The organism is Mycobacterium sp. DL, assembly GCF_039729195.1.
GTDB lineage: Bacteria > Actinomycetota > Actinomycetes > Mycobacteriales > Mycobacteriaceae > Mycobacterium > Mycobacterium hippocampi_A.
The window spans coordinates 2,660,835-2,684,546 of the sequence record NZ_CP155796.1; the positions used below are offsets into that span (position 1 = coordinate 2,660,835).

Below are 23,712 nucleotides of genomic sequence, written 5' to 3' on the forward strand. Positions count from 1 at the left end.
GTCAATCTGCAGGTCCGCTCGTACGCTGGAGCTCATGAACTCCGAAGTGCTCGATGTGGACACCTCCCGGCGCCGGATCGTCGATCTCACCGATGCTGTCCGGACGTTCTGCGCCTCGCAGGGCGAGGGTCTGTGCAACGTGTTCGTCCCGCATGCGACGGCCGGTGTGGCGATCATCGAAACCGGCGCCGGCTCCGATGACGACTTCATCGAAGCTCTGCAGCGCCTGCTGCCCCGCGACGACCGCTATCGCCACGCCCACGGGGCTCCCGGGCATGGAGCAGACCACGTACTCCCAGGGCTGGTGTCCCCGTCGGTCACGGTGCCGGTGGGCGACGGTGGGCCGTTGCTGGGCACCTGGCAGAGCATCGTGCTGGTGGATCTGAACAGCGACAACCCCCGACGCTCGGTCCGGTTGAGCTTCTTGAAGGGCTAGCCGAGGGGACCGGTACTGTGGGGCGTCGAGTATTCGCAGGTGACGGCCGATCGACGAATCGGCTCCATGACCCAGAACTGAGGACAGCAAGACGTGCAGACACACGAGATCAGGAAGCGCTTCCTTGATCATTTCGTGAACGCGGGCCACACCGAGGTGCCCAGCGCTTCGGTGATCCTCGACGACCCCAACCTGCTGTTCGTCAATGCCGGCATGGTCCAGTTCGTCCCGTTCTTCCTCGGCCAGCGCACCCCGCCGTGGGATCGGGCAACCAGCGTCCAGAAATGCATCCGTACACCTGACATCGACGAAGTCGGGATCACCACCCGCCACAACACGTTCTTCCAGATGGCAGGCAACTTCTCCTTCGGTGACTACTTCAAAGCCGGGGCCATCGAGTTGGCGTGGACGCTGCTGACCGGACCCGTCGAGCAGGGTGGCTACGGGTTTGATCCCGAAAAGCTCTGGGCCACCGTTTATCTGGACGACGACGAGGCCGCCCAACTGTGGCAGGACATCGCCGGGATGCCGCCTGAGCGCATTCAGCGTCGCGGCATGGCCGACAACTACTGGTCCATGGGAATCCCCGGGCCGTGCGGTCCGTCCTCGGAGATCTACTACGACCGTGGACCCGACTACGGCGTGGAGGGCGGGCCCGAGGCGAACGAGGACCGCTACATCGAGATCTGGAATCTCGTGTTCATGCAGAACGAACGCGGCGAAGGCACGTCGAAGGACGACTTCGAGATTCTTGGCCCGCTGCCGCGCAAGAACATCGACACCGGCATGGGCGTCGAGAGGGTGGCCTGCCTTCTCCAGGGCGTGGACAACGTCTACGAGACCGACCTGCTGCGCCCCGCGATCGACCTGGTGGCCGCTCAGGCACCTCGGGGTTACGGGCAGGGCGTTCACGATGACGACGTTCGCTACCGGATCATCGCCGACCACAGTCGAACCGCGGCGATCATCATCGCCGACGGAATCAGCCCCGGCAACGAGGGCCGCGGGTACGTGCTGCGCCGATTGCTCCGCCGGATCATCCGCGCCGCGAAACTGCTCGGGGTCGAACAGCCCGTCATGGCCGACCTGATGACCTGCGTGCGCGACGCCATGGGGCCGTCGTATCCGGTCCTGGTCACCGACTTCGATCGAATCCAGCGTATTGCGGTGGCCGAAGAGACCGCGTTCAACCGCACACTGGCTTCGGGGTCGCGGTTGTTCGACGACGCGGCCCGGGCCACCAAGGCCGCCGGCGCTGCGGTGCTGTCGGGAACCGATGCGTTCACGCTGCACGACACGTACGGGTTTCCCATCGAACTGACCCTCGAGATGGCCGCCGAGGCCGATCTCAGTGTGGACGAGGAAGGCTTCCGCGGCCTGATGGCCGAGCAGCGGCAACGCGCCAAAGCCGATGCCGCCGCACGTAAGCAGGCCCACGCAGACCTGTCGGCATATCGTGATCTCGTCGACGCCGGACCGACGCAGTTCACCGGGTTCGACGAATTGACCACCGAGGCAAGAATTCTCGGAATCTTTGTGGACGGTAAACGGGTTCCGGTGGTGGCGCACGGTTCCGACGGTGCGGGGTCCCGCGTCGAGTTGATCCTGGATCGCAGCCCGTTCTACGCCGAGTCGGGTGGCCAGATCGCCGACGAGGGCACCGTCACCGGCACCGGTGCATCGGAGACGTCGAAAGCCGCGGTGACCGACGTCCAGAAGATCGCCAAGACACTGTGGGCGCACCGCGTCAACGTCGAGTCGGGCGAGTTCGTCGAGGGTGACACGATCGTCGCCGCCGTCGATCCGCGCTGGCGCCACGGGGCCACCCAGGGTCATTCGGGCACGCACATGGTGCACGCGGCCCTGCGGCAGGTGCTGGGCCCCAACGCCGTTCAGGCCGGCTCCCTGAACCGCCCCGGTTACCTGCGATTCGACTTCAATTGGCAGGGCGCGCTCAGCGAAGACCAACGCACCCAGATAGAAGAGGTCACCAACGAAGCGGTCGAGGCCGACTTCGAGGTGCACAGCTTCACCACCGATCTGGAGAAGGCGAAGTCCATGGGTGCGATGGCGCTCTTCGGCGAGGCCTATCCCGACGAGGTCAGGGTGGTCGAGATCGGCGGGCCGTTCTCGCTGGAGTTGTGTGGCGGTACCCACGTTCGCAATTCGGCGCAGATCGGTCCCGTCACGATCCTCGGGGAGTCGTCGGTCGGGTCGGGCATTCGGCGCGTGGAGGCCTACGTCGGGCTGGATTCGTTCCGGCACCTGGCCAAGGAGCGTGCGCTGATGGCCGGGCTCGCGTCGACGCTGAAGGTGCCCTCGGACGAAGTGCCGGGGCGCGTCGCCAATCTCGTGGAACGACTGCGCGCAGCCGAGAAGGAACTCGACCGTCTGCGGATGGCCGGTGCACGCGCCGCAGCAGCGAACGCCGCCGCCGGGGCCGAGGAGATCGGTAAGGTCCGGGTCGTGGCGCAGCGGATGGCCGGCGGGATGTCGGCGGGCGATCTGCGGTCGCTCGTCGGCGACATCCGCGGCAAGCTCGGAAGCGACCCGGCCGTGGTGGCACTGACTGCGGAGGGCGACAACGATTCCGTTCCGTATGTGGTTGCGGTGAACCAGGCCGCACAGGATCTCGGGCTGCGGGCCGACGATCTCGTCAAGCTCATGGCTACTGCGGTCAACGGCCGCGGTGGGGGCAAGGCGGACCTGGCGCAGGGTTCAGGTAAGGGCGCTGCGGGTATCGACGCGGCACTGGCGGCGATACGCGCAGAGATCGGCCGGAGATAACCCGGTGGCCCATACCGACGACCCCGCACGCGAGGACCGTCTGCCCGACAAGCCCGGGGACCCGAACTCGTCCGCGGACCCGGGGCGCGGTCGCCGGATCGGCATCGACGTCGGTAGCGTCCGCATCGGGGTCGCCGTCAGCGATCCCGACGGAATCCTCGCCACCCCGGTGGAGACGGTCGCGCGGGATCGTCGTTCGGACAGGCACCTACGACGGCTCGTGCGGTTGATCGACGAACACGAGGCGGTCGAGGTGGTGGTGGGGCTGCCCCGCACGCTGGCCGATCGTGCCGGAACGTCGGCCCGGGATGCCGTCGAGCTCGCCGACCTACTTGCAGCGCGGATATCGCCGAAACCTGTGCGGCTGGCCGATGAACGGTTCACCACCGTGACGGCACAGCGATCGCTGCGCGAGGCCGGGGTCCGCGCCAAAGGTCAACGCACGATGATCGATCAGGTTGCGGCGGTGGGGATTCTGCAGAACTGGCTGGACCAGCGGCGGGCGGCGCTGACCGCACACGGAGAGGTCGGGGATGGCTGACGATTGGCGTAGCGAACGAGCCGAACCGCTGGCGGTGGGCCCTCCGCGGCGCCGGCTGACCCGCCGGGACCGGATCAAGGAAGCGCGGGTCCAACGCAGGCGTCGTGTCGCCGCGGTGACGGCACTGGTCGTCCTGGTGGTCGTTGTGGTCGGTGCGGTCCTGCTCGGCTCCACGATGTGGAACTCGCTGTTCGGTGACTCCGGCGGTGGCGACTACGCCGGTGACGGCATCAACGATGTGGTGATCCAGGTGCACCCCGGGGACTCCACCACCGCGATCGGCAACACCCTCCAGGATCAGAACGTCGTGGCGACATCCCAGGCTTTTGTCGACGCGGCTTCGGGCAATGCGGCGATCTCGGCCATTCAGCCCGGCTTCTACAAGGTCCGCACGGAGATCCCCGCGGCCAATGCCGTCAACCGTCTGGCCGATCCGGCCAACCGGGTGGGTCGGCTGGTCATTCCCGAAGGTCGGCAGCTCGATGACACCCGCGATGTCGCCACCGACGCGGTCACCGACGGCATCTTCACCCTGATCTCCGACGCTTCGTGTGTGGACCTCGACGGTGACCGTACGTGTGTGGCGGCGCAAGGCCTCAGCGACATCGCCGCGGCGGCCGACCCGGCCACGCTGTCGGTCCCCGCCTGGGCGACAGACGCCGTCGTCGCGCTCGGTGCCGACCATCGCCGGTTGGAGGGTCTGATCGCGCCCGGCACCTGGAACATCGACCCGTCGGCGGAGCCGCAGGAGATCCTGGCCACGCTGATCTCGGCCAGCACCGCGCAGTACGAAGAGAGCGGCCTGCTGGAAACGGCGACGGCGCTGAACATATCGCCCTACGAGGTGCTGACGGTGGCGTCGCTGGTGCAGCGGGAAGCACTGCCCCAGGATTTCTCGAAAGTCGCCCGGGTGATCTACAACCGGTTGGCTGAGCAACGCACGCTGGAGTTCGACTCGACGGTGAACTATCCGCTGGATCTCGTCGAGGTGGCGACCACCGACGGCGACCGGGGGCAGGCCACGCCGTGGAACACCTATGTGCGGCCCGGGCTTCCCGCCACGCCGATCTGCTCACCGGGGCAACCTGCTCTCGCCGCGGCCGAGCAACCGGAACCGGGGGACTGGCTGTACTTCGTGACCGTGGATCTGCAGGGCACGACCTTGTTCACCCGGGAGTACGAACAGCATCTCGCGAACATCGAGGTGGCGATCCGCAACGGCGTGCTCGACTCCGCGCGATGAGCGCTTGCGCGAAGAGCAGACGGCGGCGATGAGCGCTTGCGCGAAGAGCAGACGGCGGCGGTGAGCACCGGTCGCCGCCGCGCGGCCGTGCTCGGCTCCCCGATCGCGCACTCGCGATCTCCACAGCTGCACCTGGCGGCCTATCGTGCGCTCGGACTCGACGGCTGGACCTACGACCGGATTGAATGCACCGGCGAGCAACTGCCCGGTGTGGTCGGTGGATTCGGCCCGGAATGGGTGGGGGTATCTGTGACGATGCCGGGTAAGTTCGCTGCGCTGCGCTTCGCCGACGACGCCACCGACCGCGCGAAGTCGGTCGGGTCGGCCAACACCCTGGTGCGTTCGCCGGCAGGCTGGCATGCCGACAACACCGACATCGACGGTGTGGTGGGTGCGCTGGCCGGGGTGGCGGTGTCGGACCGCGCGATGGTGGTCGGTTCGGGCGGTACCGCGCCCTCGGTGGTCGTGGGACTGGTCGGGCTTGGTGCGCAACACATCTCGGTGGCAGCCCGCAACGCCGACAAGGCGGCGCCGCTGGTCGACCTGGCGATCCGCTGTGGCGTCCGGGCGCAATGGTCTGACGTCGGCGGCGCGGGGCTGGCGGATGCGGTGGCCGGCGTGGACGTCGTGGTGAACACCGTGCCCGCCGACGCTGTCGCGCCCTACGCGCCTGTCCTGGCGGCGACACCGGTTCTGCTCGATGCGATCTACGACCCGTGGCCCACCCCGCTCGCCGCGGCAGTGCTGGCCGCCGGAGGCCGGGTGATCAGCGGGTTGCAGATGCTGCTCAACCAGGCGTTCACGCAGGTCGAGCAGTTCACCGGCCTGCCGGCGCCGAAGGAAGTGATGACGGCCGCCCTCGGCGTCGAGCACTGACTCGGCGCAATTGGCGCCGTGGAGGGTCCTGCCGCGGCCTTAGCCTGAGCAGGTGGGGCCGGTCTGGCAGGCAGTTGCGGTCATCAGCGCGGCCTGTTGGCTGATTGTGTTGAGCGTCTTCGACATTCGGCAGCGGCGACTGCCGAATGTGCTCACCTTGCCCGGAGCGGGAGTGGTTCTCGGCGGCGCGGCGCTGACCGGCCATGGGGGGACCGCCGCGGTGGGTGCGGCGGCGATGTTCGCGGCGTACGCGTTGGTGCACGTCGTCGCGCCGCAGGCGATGGGTGCCGGCGACGTCAAACTCGCGATCGGCCTGGGTGCACTCACCGGTGCGTTCGGACCCGAGGTGTGGCTGTCGGCCGCGATGGGAGCGTCGGCGCTGACGGGCCTGCTGGGACTGATTCAGCTGCTCCGCGGTGACCGATCGCCGCTGCCGCACGGCCCGTCGATGTGCCTGGCCGCGGCGGCTTCGGTGGCGACGGTGGTCATCTAGGCCTTGCGCAGTTTCGGGTGGATACCCGCGCCGTGCGAAAATGGGACCCGTGTTGCGATGGACGACTGCAGGCGAATCCCACGGCCGCGCGTTGGTGGCCATGGTCGAAGGCATGGTCGCCGGTGTCCAGGTGACCTCACAGGACATAGCGGGGGAGTTGGCGCGCAGGCGACTCGGCTACGGCCGGGGCGCGCGAATGAAGTTCGAGCAGGACCAGATCACCGTGCTGGCAGGCCTGCGTCACGGCCTGACTCTTGGCGGTCCCATCGCCATCGAGATCGGCAACACCGAATGGCCGAAATGGGAAACGGTGATGGCCGCCGATCCCGTCGATCCGGCCGTGCTGGCCGACAGCGCCGCCCGCAACGCCCCGCTGACCAGGCCGCGGCCCGGGCACGCCGACTACGCGGGCATGCTCAAATACGGCTTCGACGACGCTCGTCCGGTGCTGGAACGTGCCAGTGCCCGGGAGACGGCGGCCCGGGTGGCCGCAGGCTCCGTCGCTCGCGCGTTCCTCAAGCAGGCGTTCGGCGTCGAGATCGTCTCCCATGTGATCTCCATCGGAGCCTCCGAACCGTATGACGGGCCGCCGCCGCTGGCCACGGACCTGGCCGCGATCGATGCCAGCCCGGTGCGTGCCTTCGCCGAGGCGAGTGAACAGCTGATGATCGCCGAGATCGAGGCCGCCAAGCGCGATGGCGACACCCTCGGTGGGGTGGTCGAGGTGGTGGCTCACGGCCTGCCCGTGGGGCTGGGGTCGTTCACCAGTGGTGACAGCCGGCTCGACAGTCAGTTGGCCGCCGCGGTGATGGGCATTCAGGCCATCAAGGGTGTGGAGATCGGCGACGGCTTCGAGACCGCGCGCAGGCGCGGCAGCGTCGCGCACGACGAGATCTATCCCGGTCCCGACGGTGTCATGCGGTCGACCAACCGTGCCGGCGGACTCGAGGGCGGAATGACCAACGGGCTACCCGTCCGGGTACGCGCGGCGATGAAGCCGATCTCGACGGTGCCCCGGGCGTTGGCCACCGTGGACATGTCCACCGGGGAGGAAGCGGTGGCCATCCATCAGCGTTCGGACGTGTGTGCCGTTCCGGCCGCCGGCGTCGTGGTCGAAACGATGGTGGCGCTGGTGCTGGCGCGCGCCGCGCTGGAGAAGTTCGGCGGTGACTCGCTGGGTGAGACACGCGCCAACGCCGACACCTACCTGCGAGCGGTGGCCGCCCGCGAGCCCACCGGTGCCGCCCGGGCGTCGGGCTGATGAGTCCCAAAGTCGTCCTCATCGGGCTGCCCGGGTCGGGCAAGTCCACCATCGGTCGGCGGCTCGCCAAGACGCTGGACCTGCCGCTGCTGGACACCGACGCGGCGATCGAGGAGACGACCGGACGCACGATTCCCGACATCTTCTCCAACGACGGTGAGGCCGCGTTCCGGCGTATCGAGGCCGACGTGGTGTGTGATGCCCTGGCCACCCACGACGGCGTGCTGTCGCTCGGAGGTGGCGCGGTGACCACCGCGGAGGTGCGCGATGCACTGGCCGGGCGCACCGTCATCTACCTGGAGATCAGTGCCGCCGAAGGGGTTCGTCGTACCGGGGGAGCGACGGTGCGGCCGTTGCTGGCCGGCAAAGACCGCGGAGAACGCTTCAAAGAGCTGATGTCGGAACGGATTCCGCTCTACCGCCAAGTCGCCACCATGCGGGTGAACACCAACCACCGCAACCCGGGAGCGGTGGTGCGCTACATCGTTGCCCGTCTGGAGAACCCCGACGGCCCCAAACCGGAGCGTCGACGCCGGCGGGGATCCTGGCGCCGCGCCCCACTGTCGTTGACCACCCCGCCATCCACCGAGGCTGCGCCCAGCCCTGCCACGGTGGCGGCCAGGAAAACCGGTGGATCCGCTTGTGCACGAAAGGATGTGCCGTGACCGAATCGGTGACGGATCCCGTCACAGTCAACGTGCTCACCGATCCGCCGTACCCGGTGATCATCGGCACCGGCCTGCTCGGTGATCTGGCCCGCACCCTGGAGGGTCGGCACAAGGTCGCGATCCTGCACCAGCCAGTGCTGGTGCAGACGGCCGAGGTTATTCGGGATCATTTGTCGGACAAGGGAATCGATGCACACCGGATCGAGATTCCCGACGCTGAGGCCGGCAAGGAACTGCCCGTTGTCGGGTTCATCTGGGAGGTGCTCGGCCGTATCGGCGTCGGCCGCAGAGATGCGGTCGTCAGCTTGGGGGGCGGCGCCGCCACCGACGTCTCGGGCTTCGCCGCGGCGACATGGCTGCGCGGGATCGACATCGTGCACGTGCCGACGACCCTGCTCGGCATGGTCGACGCGGCGGTCGGCGGCAAGACCGGGATCAACACCGATGCGGGGAAGAACCTCGTCGGCGCGTTCCATCAGCCGGCAGCGGTACTGATCGACCTGGCCACGCTGCAAACGTTGCCCCGTAACGAGATCGTGGCGGGAATGGCGGAGATCGTGAAGGCCGGATTCATCGCCGATCCGGTGATCCTCGACTTGATCGAGGCCGATCCGGAACTCGCGCTCGATCCGGCCGGGACGGTGCTGCCCGAGCTGATCCGACGTGCGGTCGCCGTCAAGGCGGAGGTCGTCGCCGCGGACGAGAAAGAGTCGCAGCTGCGCGAGATCCTCAACTACGGACACACCCTGGCCCACGCCATCGAACGTCGGGAGCGCTACCAGTGGCGGCACGGAGCCGCGGTGTCGGTCGGACTGGTGTTCGCCGCCGAGTTGGGGCGACTGGCCGGACGCCTCGACGACGACACCGCACAACGGCACCGGACGATTCTGAGCTCACTGGGGCTGCCGGTCACCTACGACGCCGACGCGCTCCCGCAGTTACTCGAATCGATGATCGGCGACAAGAAGACCCGGGCCGGCATCCTGCGGTTCGTGGTGCTCGACGGCCTGGCCAAGCCGGGCCGGCTGGAGGGCCCCGACCCGTCGCTGCTCGCCGCCGCCTACGCCGAGGTCGCGCGAGACTAGTCGCGCTTCTCGACGGGCCTGGTCTCGTCGTCGGCGACCGCGACCGTTGAGGTCTGCTGTTCGGGCTCGGTGCCCACGTCCTGCTGGCTGTAGTCGTAGCCACGGTCGTCGCGCACCGCGGCGAAGACGTCGGTGTCGGCGCGGTCGTCGTCGCCCTCGCGGCGCCGTCCCTGCTGAGGAGTCTTGCGGTCGACCAGCCAGCGGCCGAGCGCGACGCCGACGATGGCGCAGAGGAACACCAGCAGCGCGGTGAACGCCGCGAATGTCGTCAGCTCGTTGATCAGTCCCTCGACGTACAGGTTGTCGTAGAACACGCCGATGAACCATGCCACGGCACCGCTGACCACACCGGCGAAAAGACCGGCCAGCAGCCACGTCATCGCCAGGTCGCCGCGACGGTCCGGATCGGGGTTGGACCGCGCATCGGAGCGCCCGTCGGCGAAACCCCACAGGAAGGCCACCACGCCGTAGGCGATGACCAGGACCGCGCTGATCATTCCCGCCTTGGTTTCCCACGCGTTGATCATCGCTCCCTGCAGCAATCGGACGATCACCATCAGGGCGGCGAACACCAGTCCGCGCAGCAACCACTTACTCATGAGGCCACACCTTAGCGAGTAGCGTCACCGACTGTGACTATTTCCCAGCGCCGCGACAGATTGCGCCAACGCCTGGCGACGGCCGAAATCGACGCTCTGCTGGTATCGGACCTGGTCAACGTCCGTTATCTGTCCGGATTCACCGGCTCGAATGCGGCACTTCTGATTCTCGCCGATGACGAAACGCCGGTGCTCGCCACCGATGGGCGCTACCGCACCCAGGCTGCAGTGCAAGCGACCGGCGCCGAGATCGTCATCGAACGGGCCTGCGGGCCGCATCTGGTGAGCCGGGCCGCTGACGCCGGCATCCGCAGGGTGGGTTTCGAGAGCCATGTGGTGACCGTCGACGCGTTCGCCGCGTTGACACGCGCGGCGGGTGAGCGCTGTGAGCTGGTGCGTGCCGGCGGCACGGTGGAGGGTCTTCGCGAGGTCAAAGACGCCGGGGAGGTCGCGCTGTTGCGGTTGGCCTGCGAGGCGGCCGACGCCGCGCTGAAAGACCTGGTGGATCGCGGCGGGTTGCGGCCGGGTCGCACCGAGAAGGACGTCAGGCGTGAGCTGGAGGCGTTGATGCTCGACCACGGCGCCGACGGGCCGTCGTTCGAGACCATCGTCGCGACCGGTGCCAACTCGGCGATCCCGCATCACCGGCCCACGGACGCGGTGCTGGCCGCAGGCGACTTCGTCAAGATCGACTTCGGTGCCCTGGTGTGCGGTTATCACTCCGACATGACACGGACCTTTGTGCTCTCGCCGATCGCGCAGTGGCAACAGGACGTCTACGACCTGGTCGCCGCCGCGCAGCGGGCCGGCCGGGAGGCGCTCGCGCCCGGCGTCCTGCTGAGCGACGTCGACGCGGCGTCCCGCGCGGTGATCGGCGACGCGGGCTTTGCCGACAACTTCGGCCACGGCCTCGGGCACGGCGTGGGTCTGCAGATCCACGAAGCGCCGGGAATCAACGCCACGGCCGCCGGTACACTGCTTGCTGGCTCCGCGGTGACCGTGGAGCCAGGTGTTTATCTGCCCGACCGTGGCGGCGTCCGAATCGAGGACACGTTGGTCGTCGGCAGTGATGCGGATGACACCCCCGACTTGCTGACCCGGTTCCCCAAGGAACTGGCGATCCTCTAGAGGCTAGGAGAACAACCCACCGTGGCATCGACCGCAGACTTCAAGAACGGGCTCGTCCTGCAGATCGACGGCCAGCTCTGGCAGATCGTCGAGTTCCAGCACGTCAAGCCTGGTAAGGGTCCGGCCTTCGTGCGGACGAAGCTGAAGAACGTGCTGTCCGGGAAGGTCGTCGACAAGACCTACAACGCCGGGGTGAAGGTGGAGACCGCGACGGTGGACCGCCGGGACGCCACGTACCTGTACCGCGACGGCTCGGACTTCGTGTTCATGGACAGCGAGGACTTCGAGCAGCATTCGTTGGCCGAGTCGTTGGTCGGCCGGGCCGCGGGGTTCCTGCTGGAGAGCATGCCGGTGCAGATCGCGTTCCACGACGGGGCGGCGCTGTACCTCGAGTTGCCGGTGACGGTCGAGGTCCTGGTCGCGTCCACGGAGCCGGGCCTGCAGGGTGACCGGTCCAGCGCGGGCACCAAGCCCGCAACTCTGGAGACCGGCGCCGAGATCCAGGTCCCGTTGTTCGTCAACACCGGCGACAAGCTCAAAGTGGATACCCGTGACGGCAATTACCTGGGAAGGGTCAATGCCTGACCGTAAGGGCGACCGGGGACGTCACCAGGCCCGCAAGCGCGCCGTCGACCTGCTGTTCGAGGCCGAAGCGCGCGGGATGACCCCAGCCGAGGTGGCTACATCGCGAAATGCGTTGGCGCATCACGAATCCGAGATGGCTCAACTCAATCCCTACACGGTGACGGTGGCCAGCGGGGTCACCGAGCACTCGGCGCACGTCGACGATCTGATCTCGGCGCACCTGCAGGGTTGGACACTGGACCGGTTGCCCGCGGTCGACCGGGCCATCCTTCGTGTCGCCGTGTGGGAACTGCTGCATGCCGAGGACGTCCCCGAACCGGTTGCCGTCGACGAGGCCGTCGAACTGGCCAAGCAACTGTCGACAGACGACTCGCCTGGCTTCGTTAACGGCGTGCTCGGCCAGATCATGCTGGTGACGCCGCAGATCAGAGCCGCGGCCGACGCGGTGCAGGGTGCCCGCGAGGGCAGTGACGGCACGTAGATGGGTGCGCCGCAGGACTGGGCTCCGTACTCCAGCGTCAACGAGGCTGCGAGGGTGTACCTGCGGGACCCCGACCTGGCGCTCGATCAGTTGCGCTCAGTCGTCGAACCGGCGTTGGTCAAGTCGTTTGTGATGTCGCGCGGGTTCACCGAACGATCCTGGGGTGAGGCTCTGTGGCAGGAGGTGCTCGTCACCGACGGCCACCGATTGATCATGTGGCGCGCCGACGACGACATGTCCAGTGCGGCCGAACCGGGCGAGCCGCACCGCATCCTTCTTGCCTCGGTTCGGTCGATCCTGTTGTCCACCATCACCGATCAGGTCCTGTCCAACGAGTACGAGGTGCTCAGCGACGGCACCCGTCGCCTCTCAGAGGTGAAGTTGCGGATTTACACCCAACTGGTCACCCGGGCGCGCCAGCGATCGGCGACGGACACCGATCTCTATTGCGAGTCCTTCCGTTTCGTGAAGTCGGTGGACAACGGTGGCCTGGCACAGATGCAGCGACTGCTGCAATTCGGCAGGGTGCTGTCGCGTTCGATGTAGCGCGAGCACCCCTCGGCGCCGTCGGCGGCACTGATCAACAGCTGCTGAACAATATGTGCACAACCTTGCGCGTCGGGACACCCGTCCCGACGATGGAGGGGAATTCAGGCTCGAGCGAGAGGTGGCGCGTGACGGTTTCCCCGGCAGTGGAGCGCATCCGCAGGCCGCACTGGTCGTTGGCCCGCACCTGGCTGTTGCAGCCGGGGCTCCCGGCTGGCGCAGATGCCTTCGATGCCGCCGTCGCCGGCAATGCCGATGTGGTGGTGCTCGACGTCGAGGACGGACTGCCGGACGTCCAGAAGCCCGCGGGCAGACAAGCGGTGGCCGAGTGGCTGTACACCGGAGGCCGGGCGTGGGTCCGGATCAGCAGCGTGACCACCGCCGCGTGGCGTGACGACCTCGACGTGCTCGCCGGAGCACCCGGACTCGCGGGCGTGATGCTCGCCAAGGCTGAATCGGCCGACCAGGTCGCCGCGACCGCCGCTCGCCTGCCTGACGGCACCCCTGTGGTGGCGCTGATCGAATCCGCACTCGGCATCGAGTCGGCTCTCGACATCGCCCGTGCCCCCGCATGTGCGCGAATTGCTTTCGGGATCGGGGACTTTCGCCGCGATACCGGGATGTCCGGCGAGCCGGCGATGCTTGCGTATCCGCGTGCCCGGTTGGTGATCGCCAGCCGAGCCGCCGGACTGCCCGCACCCATCGACGGGCCGACGCTGCGCAATCGGAACGCTGAGTTGCCCGGCGATACCGTGGTCGCGAAGTCCGCAGGAATGACCGGACGGCTGTGCCTGGACGACTCGCACGCGCAGACCATCAACGATCTGCTGAGCCCGTCGCCCCTGGAGATCGACGAGGCGCGGCGCACGCTGGCGCGTCTCGACGCACCGTCGGCGCACTATGACGGCAGCGCCGGGCCGACTCGCGCCCGCGCAGAAGCTGTGCTGGATCTGGCAGCCAAACTCGACGTCATCTAGCAGTCACGGTCTGCCGGACTACAGATCGAGGCCCTCATAGGTGCGCCGGACGAATTTCGGTTGCGCGCTTTGCAGTTTCGCCAGCGAGGTGTTGCCGGCGACGGCAGCCGCGGCGTCGACGGTCAGGTTGGGGAGGTTCTGGATGAGATACACCAGGATGACGTCGGCCGATGGGTCGGCTTGCCACCACGTGCCGTAGGCGCCTGGCCACGAGAAGGTTCCCGGGCCGCCCGGGCCGAAGAGCTGGCGGGACTTCGTCGGGTCGGTCACCACGGACAGGTTCAGTCCGAAGCCGCGACCGATCCAGAACGGTGCGCCGAGGAAATCCTGGCGCTTCTGCTCGTCGGTCAGCCGGTCGGTGCGCATCAGCTCCACAGATTTTTCGGACAGCACGCGGGCGCCGTCGAGGGTGCCGCCGCCGAGCAGCATCCGGGCGAAACGCAGGTAGTCGTCGGCCGTCGACCAGAGTCCGGCACCGCCGGTGCAGAACGGGGGATCGGCGATGGGTGCGGGTCCCATCACGTCGTGGCGCAGCGTGTTGTCGCCGTCGAGCTGATACATCGTGGCCGCCCGACGGCGGCCCGACGGGCCGACGCTGAAACCGGTGTCCGACATGCCCAGCGGGCGCAGGACCCGATCGCCGAGCACCTCGCTCAGCGGTTTGCCTTCGATACGCGACAACACGATGCCCAGGACGTCGGTGGCGTGGCTGTAGGTCAGGCGCTCACCTGGTTGATGAACCAGGGGCAGCGCCGAGAGCTCGGCGAGCCACCGATCCTGGTCCTGCCGTGTGGGCAGCTTCCGGTAGGCGTCCGACAGCGGCCCGACCACCGAGAACATGTACGCCAGACCACTGCGGTGCGTCATCAGATCTTCGACGGTGATGTACCGCTGCGCGGGCACCGTGCGATCGAGCGGACCCCGGGGATCGATCAGCACCCGCATGTCCGCGAGCTCGGGCAGCCACGTGGCCACCCGGTCGCTCAGTGTGAGCTTCCCCTCCTCGATCAGCGACATCGCGGCCGCCACCGTGACGGGTTTGGTCATCGAGGCGATCCGGAAGATGGTGTCGCGCTGCATCGGTAGCTGCGCGTCGACATCGCGTTGACCGAGCTCGTTGACCTGGACCACCTCACCGGCATGCCAGACCAGCGTGACCGCTCCCGCCAGCAGGCCCGCGTCGATGGCTTCCACTATCGAGGCCTTGTTGCGGTCGAGGTTCATTGCGCCAGATTAGGTCAGCCGCCCGCGGCCTCGTCGCCCACCTGCCGTCCGGGTGCTAGGCTGCCCGAAGTTTTTGACATCCTTTAACGATCCGTCCAGTGAGGCGGAGAAGGAGGTCCAGCTCACTCGTGGGCTCGCCCGACCATGCCGGCTCTGAAGCCGAAGCCGCAGATCGTGAGTTGATGTCCGCTGCGGACGTCGGCCGCACCATCGCTCGCATCGCGCACCAGATCATCGAGAAGACCGCGTTGGACGGCGCTGACGCCCCCCGCGTCGTACTGCTGGGCATTCCGACCCGCGGCGTCACCCTGGCCTCCCGCCTGGCCAGCCACATCGCCGAGTTCAGCGGTGTCGACGTCGGCCACGGAGCCCTGGACATCACGCTCTACCGTGACGATCTGATGAGCAAGCCGCCGCGCGCGCTCGAGGCCACCTCGATACCCGACGGCGGGATCGACGGAGCGCTGGTGGTGCTCGTCGACGACGTGCTGTACTCCGGGCGCTCGGTCCGATCGGCCCTCGACGCGCTGCGCGACGTCGGCCGCCCGCGAGCCGTGCAGTTGGCGGTGCTCGTGGACCGCGGGCACCGGGAGCTACCGATCCGCGCCGACTACGTGGGCAAGAACGTGCCGACCTCGCGGGCCGAGAACGTCAAGGTCCGCCTCGCCGAGAACGACGGCCACGACGGCGTCCGGATCGCACCCTACGGAGGGCCTCCCAGGTGAAGCACCTACTTGCCGCGGCCGACCTGGGTCGCGATGACGCCACGGCGATCCTCGACAACGCCGACAGGTTCCGCCAAGCCCTGTTGGGCCGGGAGGTCAAGAAGCTTCCCACCCTGCGGGGCCGCACGATCATCACGATGTTCTACGAGAACTCCACCCGCACCCGGGTGTCGTTCGAAGTGGCCGGCAAGTGGATGAGTGCTGACGTGATCAATGTCAGTGCCTCGGGATCCTCTGTGGCCAAGGGGGAATCGCTGCGGGACACCGCGCTGACCCTGCGGGCCGCAGGTGCCGACGCGCTGATCATCCGCCACCCGGCATCGGGTGCCGCGCAGCAGCTCGCCGCGTGGACGCTGGACGAGGATGGCGGGCCGTCGGTCATCAACGCCGGCGACGGCACCCACGAACACCCCACCCAGGCTCTGCTCGACGCGTTGACGATCAGGCAGCGTCTGGGCGCCGTCGAGGGCAAGCGGGTGGTGATCGTCGGGGACGTGCTGCACAGCCGGGTGGCCCGCTCCAACGTGGCGCTGCTGCACACCCTCGGCGCGGAGGTGGTGCTGGTCGCCCCGCCCACCCTGCTCCCCGTCGGCGTGGACTCCTGGCCGGTGACCGTGTCCAACGACATCGACGCCGAACTGCCGCTGGCCGATGCCGTGCTGATGCTGCGCGTGCAGGCCGAACGGATGAACGGCGGGTTCTTCCCGTCCTCTCGCGAGTACTCGGTGCGCTACGGCCTGTCCGAGAAGCGCCAGGCGCAGCTGGCAGAGCACGCTGTGGTGTTGCACCCGGGGCCGATGCTGCGGGGTATGGAGATCGCGCATTCGGTGGCTGATTCCCCACAATCTGCAGTACTGCAACAGGTTTCCAATGGCGTGCACGTCCGAATGGCGGTGCTGTTCCACCTGCTCGTCGGGTCCGAGGCGGAAGCGATCAGCGCATGACGGAAACCAATCCCCGGTCGCTGCGCTCCTGCCCGCCGGTACTGATACGGGGCGTCCGCCCCTACGGCGAAGGTGACGGCGTCGACGTGTTGGTCGACAACGGCCGCATCGAAGCCATCGGCACGAACCTGGACACACCCGACGGCGCGGAGGTCGTCGACGCCGACGGCCAGATCCTGCTGCCGGGCTTCGTCGACCTGCACACTCATCTTCGTGAACCCGGCCGCGAGTACGCGGAGGACATCGAAACCGGTTCGGCTGCAGCCGCCCTCGGCGGATACACCGCGGTCTTCGCGATGGCCAACACCGACCCGGTCGCCGACAGCGCAGTGGTCACCGACCACGTGTGGCACCGCGGGCAGCAGGTCGGCCTGGTGGACGTGCACCCGGTCGGAGCGGTGACCGTCGGCCTCAACGGCAGACAACTGACCGAGATGGGCCTGATGGCCGCCGGTGTCGGGCAGGTCAGGATGTTCTCCGACGACGGTGTGTGTGTCGACGACCCACTGGTGATGCGCCGCGCCCTGGAGTACGCGACCGGCCTGGGCGTGCTGATCGCCCAGCATGCCGAGGAACCACGACTGACCGTGGGCGCCATCGCGCACGAGGGTCCGAACGCGGCCAAGCTCGGCCTGGCCGGTTGGCCGCGTGCCGCCGAGGAATCGATCGTCGTCCGCGACGCACTGCTGGCCCGCGACGCCGGCGCCCGGGTGCACATCTGTCACGCCTCCACCGCGGGAACGGTCGAACTCGTGAGATGGGCCAAAGAGCAGGGGATCTCGATCACCGCGGAGGTGACGCCGCATCACCTGCTGCTCGACGACACCCGTCTCTACAGCTATGACGGGCGCAACCGGGTGAATCCGCCGTTGCGCGAGGCCAGCGATGCGGTGGCCCTGCGTCAGGCCCTCGCGGACGGTGTGATCGACTGTGTGGCAACCGATCACGCTCCGCACGCCGAGCACGAGAAGATGTGTGAGTTCGCCAACGCCCGGCCGGGCATGCTGGGGTTGCAGACGGCGCTGTCGGTGGTGGTCGAGACGATGGTCGGCCCCGGCCTGCTGACGTGGCGCGATGTCGCCCGGGTGATGAGCGAGAGCCCGGCGCGTATCGTCGGATTGCCTGATCAGGGGCGGCCGTTGGAGGTCGGTGAGCCGGCCAACCTGACGGTCATCGACCCCGACTCCTCGTGGACGGTCACCGGTCCCGCGCTTGCCAGCAGGTCGGACAACACGCCCTATGAGGAGATGGTGTTGCCCGCGGTGGTGACGGCGACGATGCTGCGCGGCAGGGTCACCGCCCGTGACGGCCAGGTGCGCGGGTGAACACTCCGACACTGGTCGCCTCTCTGGTGATGGCCGGGGTGCTGGTCCTGCTGATCGCGGTGCTGATCCAGGCGATGATCCGCGGGTGGCGCCGCCGCGTGGAACGGCAGGCGCTCATCGTGGGTACGCTCCCGTCGCTGCCCGACACCGTCGGTCAGGTGACCGTCTCGGCCACCAAAGGTCTCTATGTCGGCAGCACGCTGGTGCCGCACTGGAACGACCGCGTCGCCGCCGGCGACCTCGGCTTCCGCGCCAAGGCTGTCCTCAGTCGCTATCCGGAGGGAATCATGTTGCAGCGCAAGGGTGCCGGGCCGATCTGGATACCCGAGGAGGCGATCGTCGACATCCGCGCCGAGAAGAACCTCGCCGGCAAGGCTCTGACGCATGAGGGCATTCTGGCGATCCGCTGGCGGCTGCAGTCCGGCGCGGAGATCGACACCGGTTTCCGCGCCGACGACCGACGCGACTATTCGAAATGGCTGCCGGAGGAGGTTGCATGACCGCACGCACAGCGTTCCTCGTGCTCGAGGACGGTCGGATCTTCACCGGCACTCAGTTCGGTGCGGTCGGTCAGACGCTCGGTGAGGCCGTGTTCTCCACCGGCATGTCGGGCTACCAGGAGACCCTCACCGATCCCAGCTACCACCGCCAGATCGTGGTGGCCACCGCGCCGCAGATCGGCAACACCGGCTGGAACCTCGAGGACAGCGAGAGCCGTGCCGACAGGATCTGGGTGGCCGGTTACGCGGTACGCGATCCGTCGCCACGGGCCTCGAACTGGCGCGCCACCGGGACTCTCGAAGATGAACTGGTGCGTCAGGGCGTCGTCGGCATCGCCGGTATCGACACCCGCGCGGTGGTGCGCCACCTGCGCAGTCGCGGCTCGATGAAGGCCGGGGTGTTCAGCGGCACCGCGCTCGCCGACGCCGACGAGATGCTGTCCCGGGTGCGCGGTCAGGCCGCGATGCTCGGCGCGGACCTGGCGGGCGAGGTCAGCACCGACGGTAGTTACGTCGTCGAACCCGAGGGGCCGCAACGGTTCACCGTCGCGGCACTCGACCTGGGCATCAAGACGAACACACCACGCAACTTCACCCGGCGCGGGATCCGCACTCACGTGCTTCCGTCCTCAGTCGGGTTCAGCGAGATCGCCGACCTGCGTCCGGACGGCGTGTTCCTGTCCAACGGGCCGGGTGATCCGGCAACGGCCGATCATGTGGTCGCCGTGACCCAGGCGGTGCTCGACGCCGGAATCCCGTTGTTCGGCATCTGTTTCGGCAACCAGATCCTGGGCCGGGCATTGGGCCGTTCGACCTACAAGATGACGTTCGGACACCGTGGCATCAACATCCCGGTGATGGACCACACCACCAACCGCGTGGCGATCACCGCGCAGAACCACGGTTTTGCGCTCGAGGGCGAGGCCGGCGAGGAGTTCGACACGCCTTTCGGGCGGGCCGTGGTCAGCCACACCTGCGCCAACGACGGTGTGGTGGAGGGAATCAAACTGGTCAGCGGGCGGGCGTTCTCCGTGCAGTACCACCCTGAGGCGGCCGCGGGTCCACGCGACGCCGAGTACCTGTTCGATCAATTCGTGGATCTGATGGCAGGGGAGAAGTAGATGCCGCGTCGCACAGACATCAACCACGTGCTGGTGATCGGCTCCGGCCCGATCATCATCGGTCAGGCCTGCGAGTTCGACTATTCCGGCACGCAGGCCTGCCGGGTGCTGCGCGCCGAGGGCCTGCAGGTCAGCCTCGTCAACTCCAATCCGGCGACGATCATGACCGACCCCGAGTTCGCCGATCACACCTATGTGGAGCCCATCACCGCGGAGTTCGTCGAGCGGGTCATCGCCCAACAGGCCGAACGCGGCAACAAGATCGACGCGCTGCTGGCCACCCTCGGCGGGCAGACCGCACTCAACACCGCGGTCCAGCTCTACGAGAACGGCGCCCTCGACAGATACGACGTCGAGCTGATCGGTGCCGACTTCGAGGCCATCCAGCGGGGCGAGGACCGACAGAAGTTCAAGGACATCGTCAGCAAGGTAGGCGGCGAATCAGCCCGTAGCCGAGTCTGTTTCACGATGGACGAGGTGCGTGAGACGGTGGCCGACCTCGGCTTGCCGGTGGTGGTGCGGCCGAGCTTCACGATGGGCGGCCTCGGGTCGGGGATGGCCTACTCTGCCGAGGACGTCGAGCGGATGGCCGGCGACGGGCTGACCGCCTCGCCGTCTGCGAACATCCTCATCGAGGAGTCCATCTTCGGGTGGAAGGAATTCGAACTCGAGTTGATGCGCGACGGCCGCGACAACGTCGTGGTGGTGTGTTCGATCGAGAACTTCGACCCGATGGGCGTGCACACGGGCGACTCGGTGACGGTGGCGCCGGCGATGACGCTGACCGATCGCGAGTACCAGACCATGCGCACGCTGGGCATCGACATTCTGCGAGAGGTCGGGGTCGACACCGGCGGCTGCAACATCCAGTTCGCGGTCAACCCGGCCGACGGGCGACTGATCGTCATCGAGATGAACCCGCGGGTATCACGTTCCAGCGCACTGGCGTCCAAGGCCACCGGGTTCCCGATCGCCAAGATCGCCGCCAAGCTCGCCATCGGCTACACGCTCGACGAGATCGTCAACGACATCACCAAGGAAACCCCCGCCTGTTTCGAACCGACGCTGGACTACGTGGTGGTCAAGGCGCCGCGGTTCGCGTTCGAGAAGTTCCCCGGCGCCGACACGACGCTGACCACCACGATGAAATCGGTGGGGGAGGCGATGTCGTTGGGTCGCAACTTCATCGAGGCCCTCGGCAAGGTGATGCGGTCCCTCGAGACCAAGCGGGCCGGATTCTGGACAGGTGCAGAGGTCGAGGGGACCCTGGACGAGGTCCTGGAGCGGCTGCGCACCCCCACCGACGGTCGGCTCTACGACATCGAGTACGCGTTACGGCTGGGTGGCACCGTCGAGACGGTGGCACAAGCCTCCGGGGTCGACCCCTGGTTCGTCGAGCAGATCGCGGGTCTGGTCGAGCTGCGCACCGAGGTGATCGACGCACCGGTGCTCGAAGCCGGACTGCTGCGCCGCAGCAAGCACCACGGTCTGTCCGACCGCCAGATCGCCGCGCTGCGACCGGAATTGGCCGGCGAGATGGGTGTGCGGTCGCTACGGCAGCGGCTGGGAATCCACCCGGTGTTCAAGACCGTCGATACGTGTGCCGCGGAGTTCGAGGCCAAGACCCCGTATCACTACAGCAGCTATGAGCTGGATCCCGCCGCGGAAACCGAGGTCGCGCCGCAGGCTGAGCGGCCGAAGGTCCTGATCCTCGGGTCGGGACCCAACCGCATCGGGCAGGGCATCGAGTTCGACTACAGCTGCGTGCACGCCGCGACGACGTTGAGCCAGGCCGGGTTCGAGACGGTGATGGTCAACTGCAATCCCGAAACCGTGTCCACCGATTACGACACCGCTGACCGGCTCTACTTCGAACCGCTGACCTTCGAAGACGTCCTGGAGATCTACTACGCCGAACAGGAGTCCGGACGCGGCGGACCCGGCGTGGTCGGCGTGATCGTGCAACTCGGAGGTCAGACCCCGCTGGGTCTGGCCGAACGTCTGGAGAAAGCCGGGGTGCCGATCGTCGGCACCAAACCCGAGGCGATCGACCTGGCCGAGGACCGCGGTCGCTTCGGCGAGGTGCTCACCAACGCCGGTCTGCCCGCACCGAAGTTCGGCATGGCGACCAGCTTCGACCAGGCCCGCAAGATCGCCGCCGACATCGGCTACCCGGTGCTGGTGCGACCGTCCTACGTGCTCGGCGGGCGCGGTATGGAGATCGTCTACGACGACGAGACCCTCGAGGGCTACATCACCCGCGCCACCGAACTGTCTCCCGAGCACCCGGTGCTGGTCGACCGGTTCCTGGAGGACGCGATCGAGATCGACGTCGATGCCCTCTGCGACGGCACCGAGGTCTACATCGGCGGCGTGATGGAACACATCGAGGAGGCGGGCATCCACTCCGGCGACTCGGCGTGCGCGCTGCCGCCGGTGACGTTGGGCCGCAGTGACATCGAGGCCGTCCGACGTGCCACCGAGGCCATCGCCTTCGGTGTCGGAGTGGTCGGACTGCTCAATGTGCAGTACGCCCTCAAGGACGACGTGCTCTACGTCCTGGAGGCCAACCCGCGGGCGAGTCGCACCGTGCCGTTCGTCTCCAAGGCCACCGCAGTGCCGCTGGCCAAAGCCTGCGCGCGGATCATGCTGGGCGCCACCATCGCCCAACTGCGTGAGGAGGGGGTGCTGGCGCGCACCGGCGACGGCGGCAACACTCCGCGCAACGCCCCGGTCGCCGTCAAGGAGGCTGTGCTGCCGTTCCACCGGTTCCGTAAGGCCGATGGCAGCCAGATCGATTCGCTGCTGGGCCCGGAGATGAAGTCGACCGGCGAGGTGATGGGCATCGACCGCGACTTCGGTAGCGCGTTCGCCAAGAGTCAGACCGCCGCCTACGGTTCGCTGCCGGTGCGGGGCACGGTGTTCGTCTCGGTGGCCAACCGGGACAAACGCTCGCTGGTGTTCCCCGTCAAACGCCTCGCCGATCTCGGCTTCCGGGTGCTGGCCACCGCAGGAACCGCGGAGATGCTGCGGCGCAACGGGATTCCGTGTGACGAAGTGCGGAAGCATTTCGAGTCTCCAAGTCCGGACCGGCCCGCGCTGTCGGCCGTCGACGCGATCCGGGCGGGGGAGATCGACATGGTGATCAACACGCCGTACGGCAACTCCGGACCCCGCATCGACGGGTACGAGATCCGCTCGGCGGCGGTCTCGATGAACATCCCGTGCGTGACCACCGTGCAGGGCGCCTCCGCGGCGGTCCAGGGGATCGAGGCCGGCATCCGCGGCGACATCGGCGTGATGTCGCTGCAGGAACTTCACAGCACGTTGGGCTCCTGACCGTGGGCGGGTTCGGTCACCGCCTGTCCTCCGCGATGGCGCAACGGGGTCCGTTGTGCCTGGGTATCGATCCCCATCCCGAACTGCTGACCGCGTGGGGGCTGACCACCGACCCGCAGGGGCTGGCGCGCTTCAGTGATATCTGTGTGGCCGCGTACGAGGGCTTTGCCGTCGTCAAACCCCAGGTGGCGTTTTTCGAGGCGTACGGGTCGGCGGGATTCGCCGTGCTCGAGCACACCATCGCCGCGCTGCGGGACTCCGGTGTGCTGGTGCTCGCCGATGCCAAGCGTGGCGACATCGGTTCGACGATGGCCGCCTACGCCCAGGCCTGGGCGGGTGACTCGCCGTTGGCTGCCGACGCGGTGACCGCCTCGCCCTATCTGGGCTTCGGGTCGCTGCAGCCGCTGCTGGACAAGGCGCACCAGCACGGCCGTGGGGTGTTCGTGTTGGCCGCGACGTCGAACCCGGAAGGAGCCTCCGTGCAGCGCGCCCAATCGGGAGGACTCACCGTCGCCCAGTCCATGGTCGACGCCGCGGCTGCGGTCAACACGGAACGGCCGGGGCTGGTCGGCGTTGTCGTCGGTGCCACGCTCACCGACCCGCCCGACGTGAGCGCCCTGAACGGGCCGGTACTGGTCCCCGGAGTCGGCGCCCAGGGGGGCCGCCCCGACGCGCTGAGAGGGCTCGGTGGGGCGCTTCCGGGACAGCTGCTGCCCGCGGTGTCTCGGGAGGTCCTGGGTGCCGGACCCGACGTCGCGGCCCTGCGCGGCGCTGCTGAGCGGATGCGCGACGCCGTGATTCACCTGAACACCGACACGCGGTGAGGAT

General features: G+C 67.9%; 23 protein-coding genes. 21 read left to right on the forward strand and 2 right to left on the reverse strand.

The features are described 5' to 3' along the window. Positions 1-46: 46 nt before the first annotated feature. From ABDC78_RS12840 to aroB, 9 genes are all read left to right on the forward strand, one after another. Entirely contained in the window at positions 47-436 is a 390-nt protein-coding gene (locus ABDC78_RS12840; protein ID WP_347133500.1) for a secondary thiamine-phosphate synthase enzyme YjbQ, read from the forward strand. A 93-nt stretch (positions 437-529) separates the two neighbouring features. Continuing rightward, positions 530-3,223, forward strand: coding sequence for an alanine--tRNA ligase (alaS, locus tag ABDC78_RS12845; RefSeq protein WP_178358486.1), 2,694 nt, complete (start codon positions 530-532; stop codon positions 3,221-3,223). 4 nt (positions 3,224-3,227) lie between these two features. Next, positions 3,228-3,764, forward strand: coding sequence for a Holliday junction resolvase RuvX (gene ruvX, locus ABDC78_RS12850; RefSeq protein WP_178358487.1), 537 nt, complete (start codon positions 3,228-3,230; stop codon positions 3,762-3,764). Beyond that, on the forward strand, positions 3,757-5,007 hold the full coding sequence (gene mltG, locus ABDC78_RS12855) for an endolytic transglycosylase MltG (protein WP_178358488.1): 1,251 nt from the start codon (positions 3,757-3,759) through the stop codon (positions 5,005-5,007). The genes ruvX and mltG overlap by 8 nt, the downstream gene beginning before the upstream one ends. A gap of 60 nt (positions 5,008-5,067) precedes the next feature. Further along, positions 5,068-5,883, forward strand: coding sequence for a shikimate dehydrogenase (locus tag ABDC78_RS12860; RefSeq protein WP_178358489.1), 816 nt, complete (start codon positions 5,068-5,070; stop codon positions 5,881-5,883). Positions 5,884-5,935: 52 nt separating this feature from the next. After that, the gene (locus tag ABDC78_RS12865; RefSeq protein WP_178358490.1) at positions 5,936-6,376 is read left to right on the forward strand and encodes an A24 family peptidase; all 441 of its coding nucleotides are present in this window, start codon (positions 5,936-5,938) and stop codon (positions 6,374-6,376) included. Between the two features lie 49 nt (positions 6,377-6,425). Beyond that, a complete protein-coding gene (aroC, locus tag ABDC78_RS12870; protein WP_178358491.1) occupies positions 6,426-7,637 on the forward strand; it encodes a chorismate synthase in 1,212 nt (403 codons plus the stop codon). Beyond that, positions 7,637-8,302: a shikimate kinase gene (locus ABDC78_RS12875; RefSeq protein ID WP_178358492.1), complete on the forward strand. Its 666-nt coding sequence runs from the start codon at positions 7,637-7,639 to the stop codon at positions 8,300-8,302. Before aroC ends, ABDC78_RS12875 begins: the two co-directional genes overlap by 1 nt. A gap of 8 nt (positions 8,303-8,310) precedes the next feature. Next, complete coding sequence (gene aroB, locus ABDC78_RS12880; protein ID WP_178358531.1) at positions 8,311-9,390, forward strand: 3-dehydroquinate synthase; 1,080 nt, start codon at positions 8,311-8,313, stop codon at positions 9,388-9,390. Here aroB and ABDC78_RS12885 read toward each other — a convergent pair. Then, a complete protein-coding gene (locus ABDC78_RS12885; RefSeq protein ID WP_178358493.1) occupies positions 9,387-9,989 on the reverse strand; it encodes a B-4DMT family transporter in 603 nt (200 codons plus the stop codon). The genes aroB and ABDC78_RS12885 overlap by 4 nt on opposite strands. A 33-nt stretch (positions 9,990-10,022) precedes the next feature. Between ABDC78_RS12885 and ABDC78_RS12890 the strand changes: the two genes are divergently transcribed. The 5 genes from ABDC78_RS12890 (at position 10,023) to ABDC78_RS12910 (ending at position 13,706) form a co-directional block, all read left to right on the forward strand. After that, positions 10,023-11,117 (forward strand): Xaa-Pro peptidase family protein, encoded by a 1,095-nt coding sequence (locus tag ABDC78_RS12890; protein ID WP_178358494.1) that lies wholly within the window; start codon positions 10,023-10,025, stop codon positions 11,115-11,117. 21 nt (positions 11,118-11,138) lie between these two features. Further along, entirely contained in the window at positions 11,139-11,702 is a 564-nt protein-coding gene (gene efp / locus ABDC78_RS12895; RefSeq protein ID WP_178358495.1) for an elongation factor P, read from the forward strand. After that, complete coding sequence (gene nusB / locus ABDC78_RS12900) at positions 11,695-12,183, forward strand: transcription antitermination factor NusB (RefSeq protein WP_178358496.1); 489 nt, start codon at positions 11,695-11,697, stop codon at positions 12,181-12,183. The genes efp and nusB overlap by 8 nt, the downstream gene beginning before the upstream one ends. Beyond that, complete coding sequence (locus tag ABDC78_RS12905; protein WP_178358497.1) at positions 12,184-12,729, forward strand: hypothetical protein; 546 nt, start codon at positions 12,184-12,186, stop codon at positions 12,727-12,729. 128 nt (positions 12,730-12,857) lie between these two features. Continuing rightward, the gene (locus ABDC78_RS12910; RefSeq protein ID WP_347133451.1) at positions 12,858-13,706 is read left to right on the forward strand and encodes an aldolase/citrate lyase family protein; all 849 of its coding nucleotides are present in this window, start codon (positions 12,858-12,860) and stop codon (positions 13,704-13,706) included. A gap of 18 nt (positions 13,707-13,724) precedes the next feature. Here the strand turns inward: ABDC78_RS12910 and ABDC78_RS12915 are convergent, their stop codons facing one another. Further along, complete coding sequence (locus tag ABDC78_RS12915) at positions 13,725-14,930, reverse strand: serine hydrolase domain-containing protein (RefSeq protein WP_178358499.1); 1,206 nt, start codon at positions 14,928-14,930, stop codon at positions 13,725-13,727. Between the two features lie 182 nt (positions 14,931-15,112). On the opposite strand from ABDC78_RS12915, the gene pyrR reads away from it, so the two are divergent. Genes pyrR through pyrF form a run of 7 tightly spaced genes read left to right on the forward strand, consistent with a single transcriptional unit; the run spans position 15,113 to position 23,708 of the window. Further along, positions 15,113-15,655, forward strand: coding sequence for a bifunctional pyr operon transcriptional regulator/uracil phosphoribosyltransferase PyrR (gene pyrR / locus ABDC78_RS12920; RefSeq protein ID WP_347133501.1), 543 nt, complete (start codon positions 15,113-15,115; stop codon positions 15,653-15,655). Beyond that, a complete protein-coding gene (locus ABDC78_RS12925) occupies positions 15,652-16,599 on the forward strand; it encodes an aspartate carbamoyltransferase catalytic subunit (RefSeq protein ID WP_178358501.1) in 948 nt (315 codons plus the stop codon). The genes pyrR and ABDC78_RS12925 overlap by 4 nt, the downstream gene beginning before the upstream one ends. Further along, positions 16,596-17,924, forward strand: coding sequence for a dihydroorotase (locus ABDC78_RS12930; RefSeq protein ID WP_178358502.1), 1,329 nt, complete (start codon positions 16,596-16,598; stop codon positions 17,922-17,924). The genes ABDC78_RS12925 and ABDC78_RS12930 overlap by 4 nt, the downstream gene beginning before the upstream one ends. Next, entirely contained in the window at positions 17,921-18,424 is a 504-nt protein-coding gene (locus tag ABDC78_RS12935; RefSeq protein WP_178358503.1) for a transporter, read from the forward strand. The genes ABDC78_RS12930 and ABDC78_RS12935 overlap by 4 nt, the downstream gene beginning before the upstream one ends. Further along, entirely contained in the window at positions 18,421-19,545 is a 1,125-nt protein-coding gene (gene carA, locus ABDC78_RS12940; protein WP_178358504.1) for a glutamine-hydrolyzing carbamoyl-phosphate synthase small subunit, read from the forward strand. The genes ABDC78_RS12935 and carA overlap by 4 nt, the downstream gene beginning before the upstream one ends. After that, on the forward strand, positions 19,546-22,884 hold the full coding sequence (gene carB, locus ABDC78_RS12945; RefSeq protein WP_178358505.1) for a carbamoyl-phosphate synthase large subunit: 3,339 nt from the start codon (positions 19,546-19,548) through the stop codon (positions 22,882-22,884). Positions 22,885-22,886: 2 nt separating this feature from the next. Continuing rightward, the gene (gene pyrF / locus ABDC78_RS12950; RefSeq protein WP_178358506.1) at positions 22,887-23,708 is read left to right on the forward strand and encodes an orotidine-5'-phosphate decarboxylase; all 822 of its coding nucleotides are present in this window, start codon (positions 22,887-22,889) and stop codon (positions 23,706-23,708) included. Positions 23,709-23,712 lie beyond the last annotated feature (4 nt).

What these genes read in the sequence shown, in the direction of transcription:
- mltG (WP_178358488.1), top strand. Translation starts at nt 3,757, where the DNA reads ATGGCTGACGATTGGCGTAGCGAACGAGCCGAACCGCTGGCGGTGGGC.
- ABDC78_RS12905 (WP_178358497.1), top strand. Translation starts at nt 12,184, where the DNA reads ATGGGTGCGCCGCAGGACTGGGCTCCGTACTCCAGCGTCAACGAGGCT.
- ABDC78_RS12885 (WP_178358493.1), bottom strand. Translation starts at nt 9,989, where the DNA reads ATGAGTAAGTGGTTGCTGCGCGGACTGGTGTTCGCCGCCCTGATGGTG.
- nusB (WP_178358496.1), top strand. Translation starts at nt 11,695, where the DNA reads ATGCCTGACCGTAAGGGCGACCGGGGACGTCACCAGGCCCGCAAGCGC.
- ABDC78_RS12915 (WP_178358499.1), bottom strand. Translation starts at nt 14,930, where the DNA reads ATGAACCTCGACCGCAACAAGGCCTCGATAGTGGAAGCCATCGACGCG.
- ABDC78_RS12930 (WP_178358502.1), top strand. Translation starts at nt 16,596, where the DNA reads ATGACGGAAACCAATCCCCGGTCGCTGCGCTCCTGCCCGCCGGTACTG.
- carA (WP_178358504.1), top strand. Translation starts at nt 18,421, where the DNA reads ATGACCGCACGCACAGCGTTCCTCGTGCTCGAGGACGGTCGGATCTTC.
- carB (WP_178358505.1), top strand. Translation starts at nt 19,546, where the DNA reads ATGCCGCGTCGCACAGACATCAACCACGTGCTGGTGATCGGCTCCGGC.
- pyrR (WP_347133501.1), top strand. Translation starts at nt 15,113, where the DNA reads ATGTCCGCTGCGGACGTCGGCCGCACCATCGCTCGCATCGCGCACCAG.
- ABDC78_RS12875 (WP_178358492.1), top strand. Translation starts at nt 7,637, where the DNA reads ATGAGTCCCAAAGTCGTCCTCATCGGGCTGCCCGGGTCGGGCAAGTCC.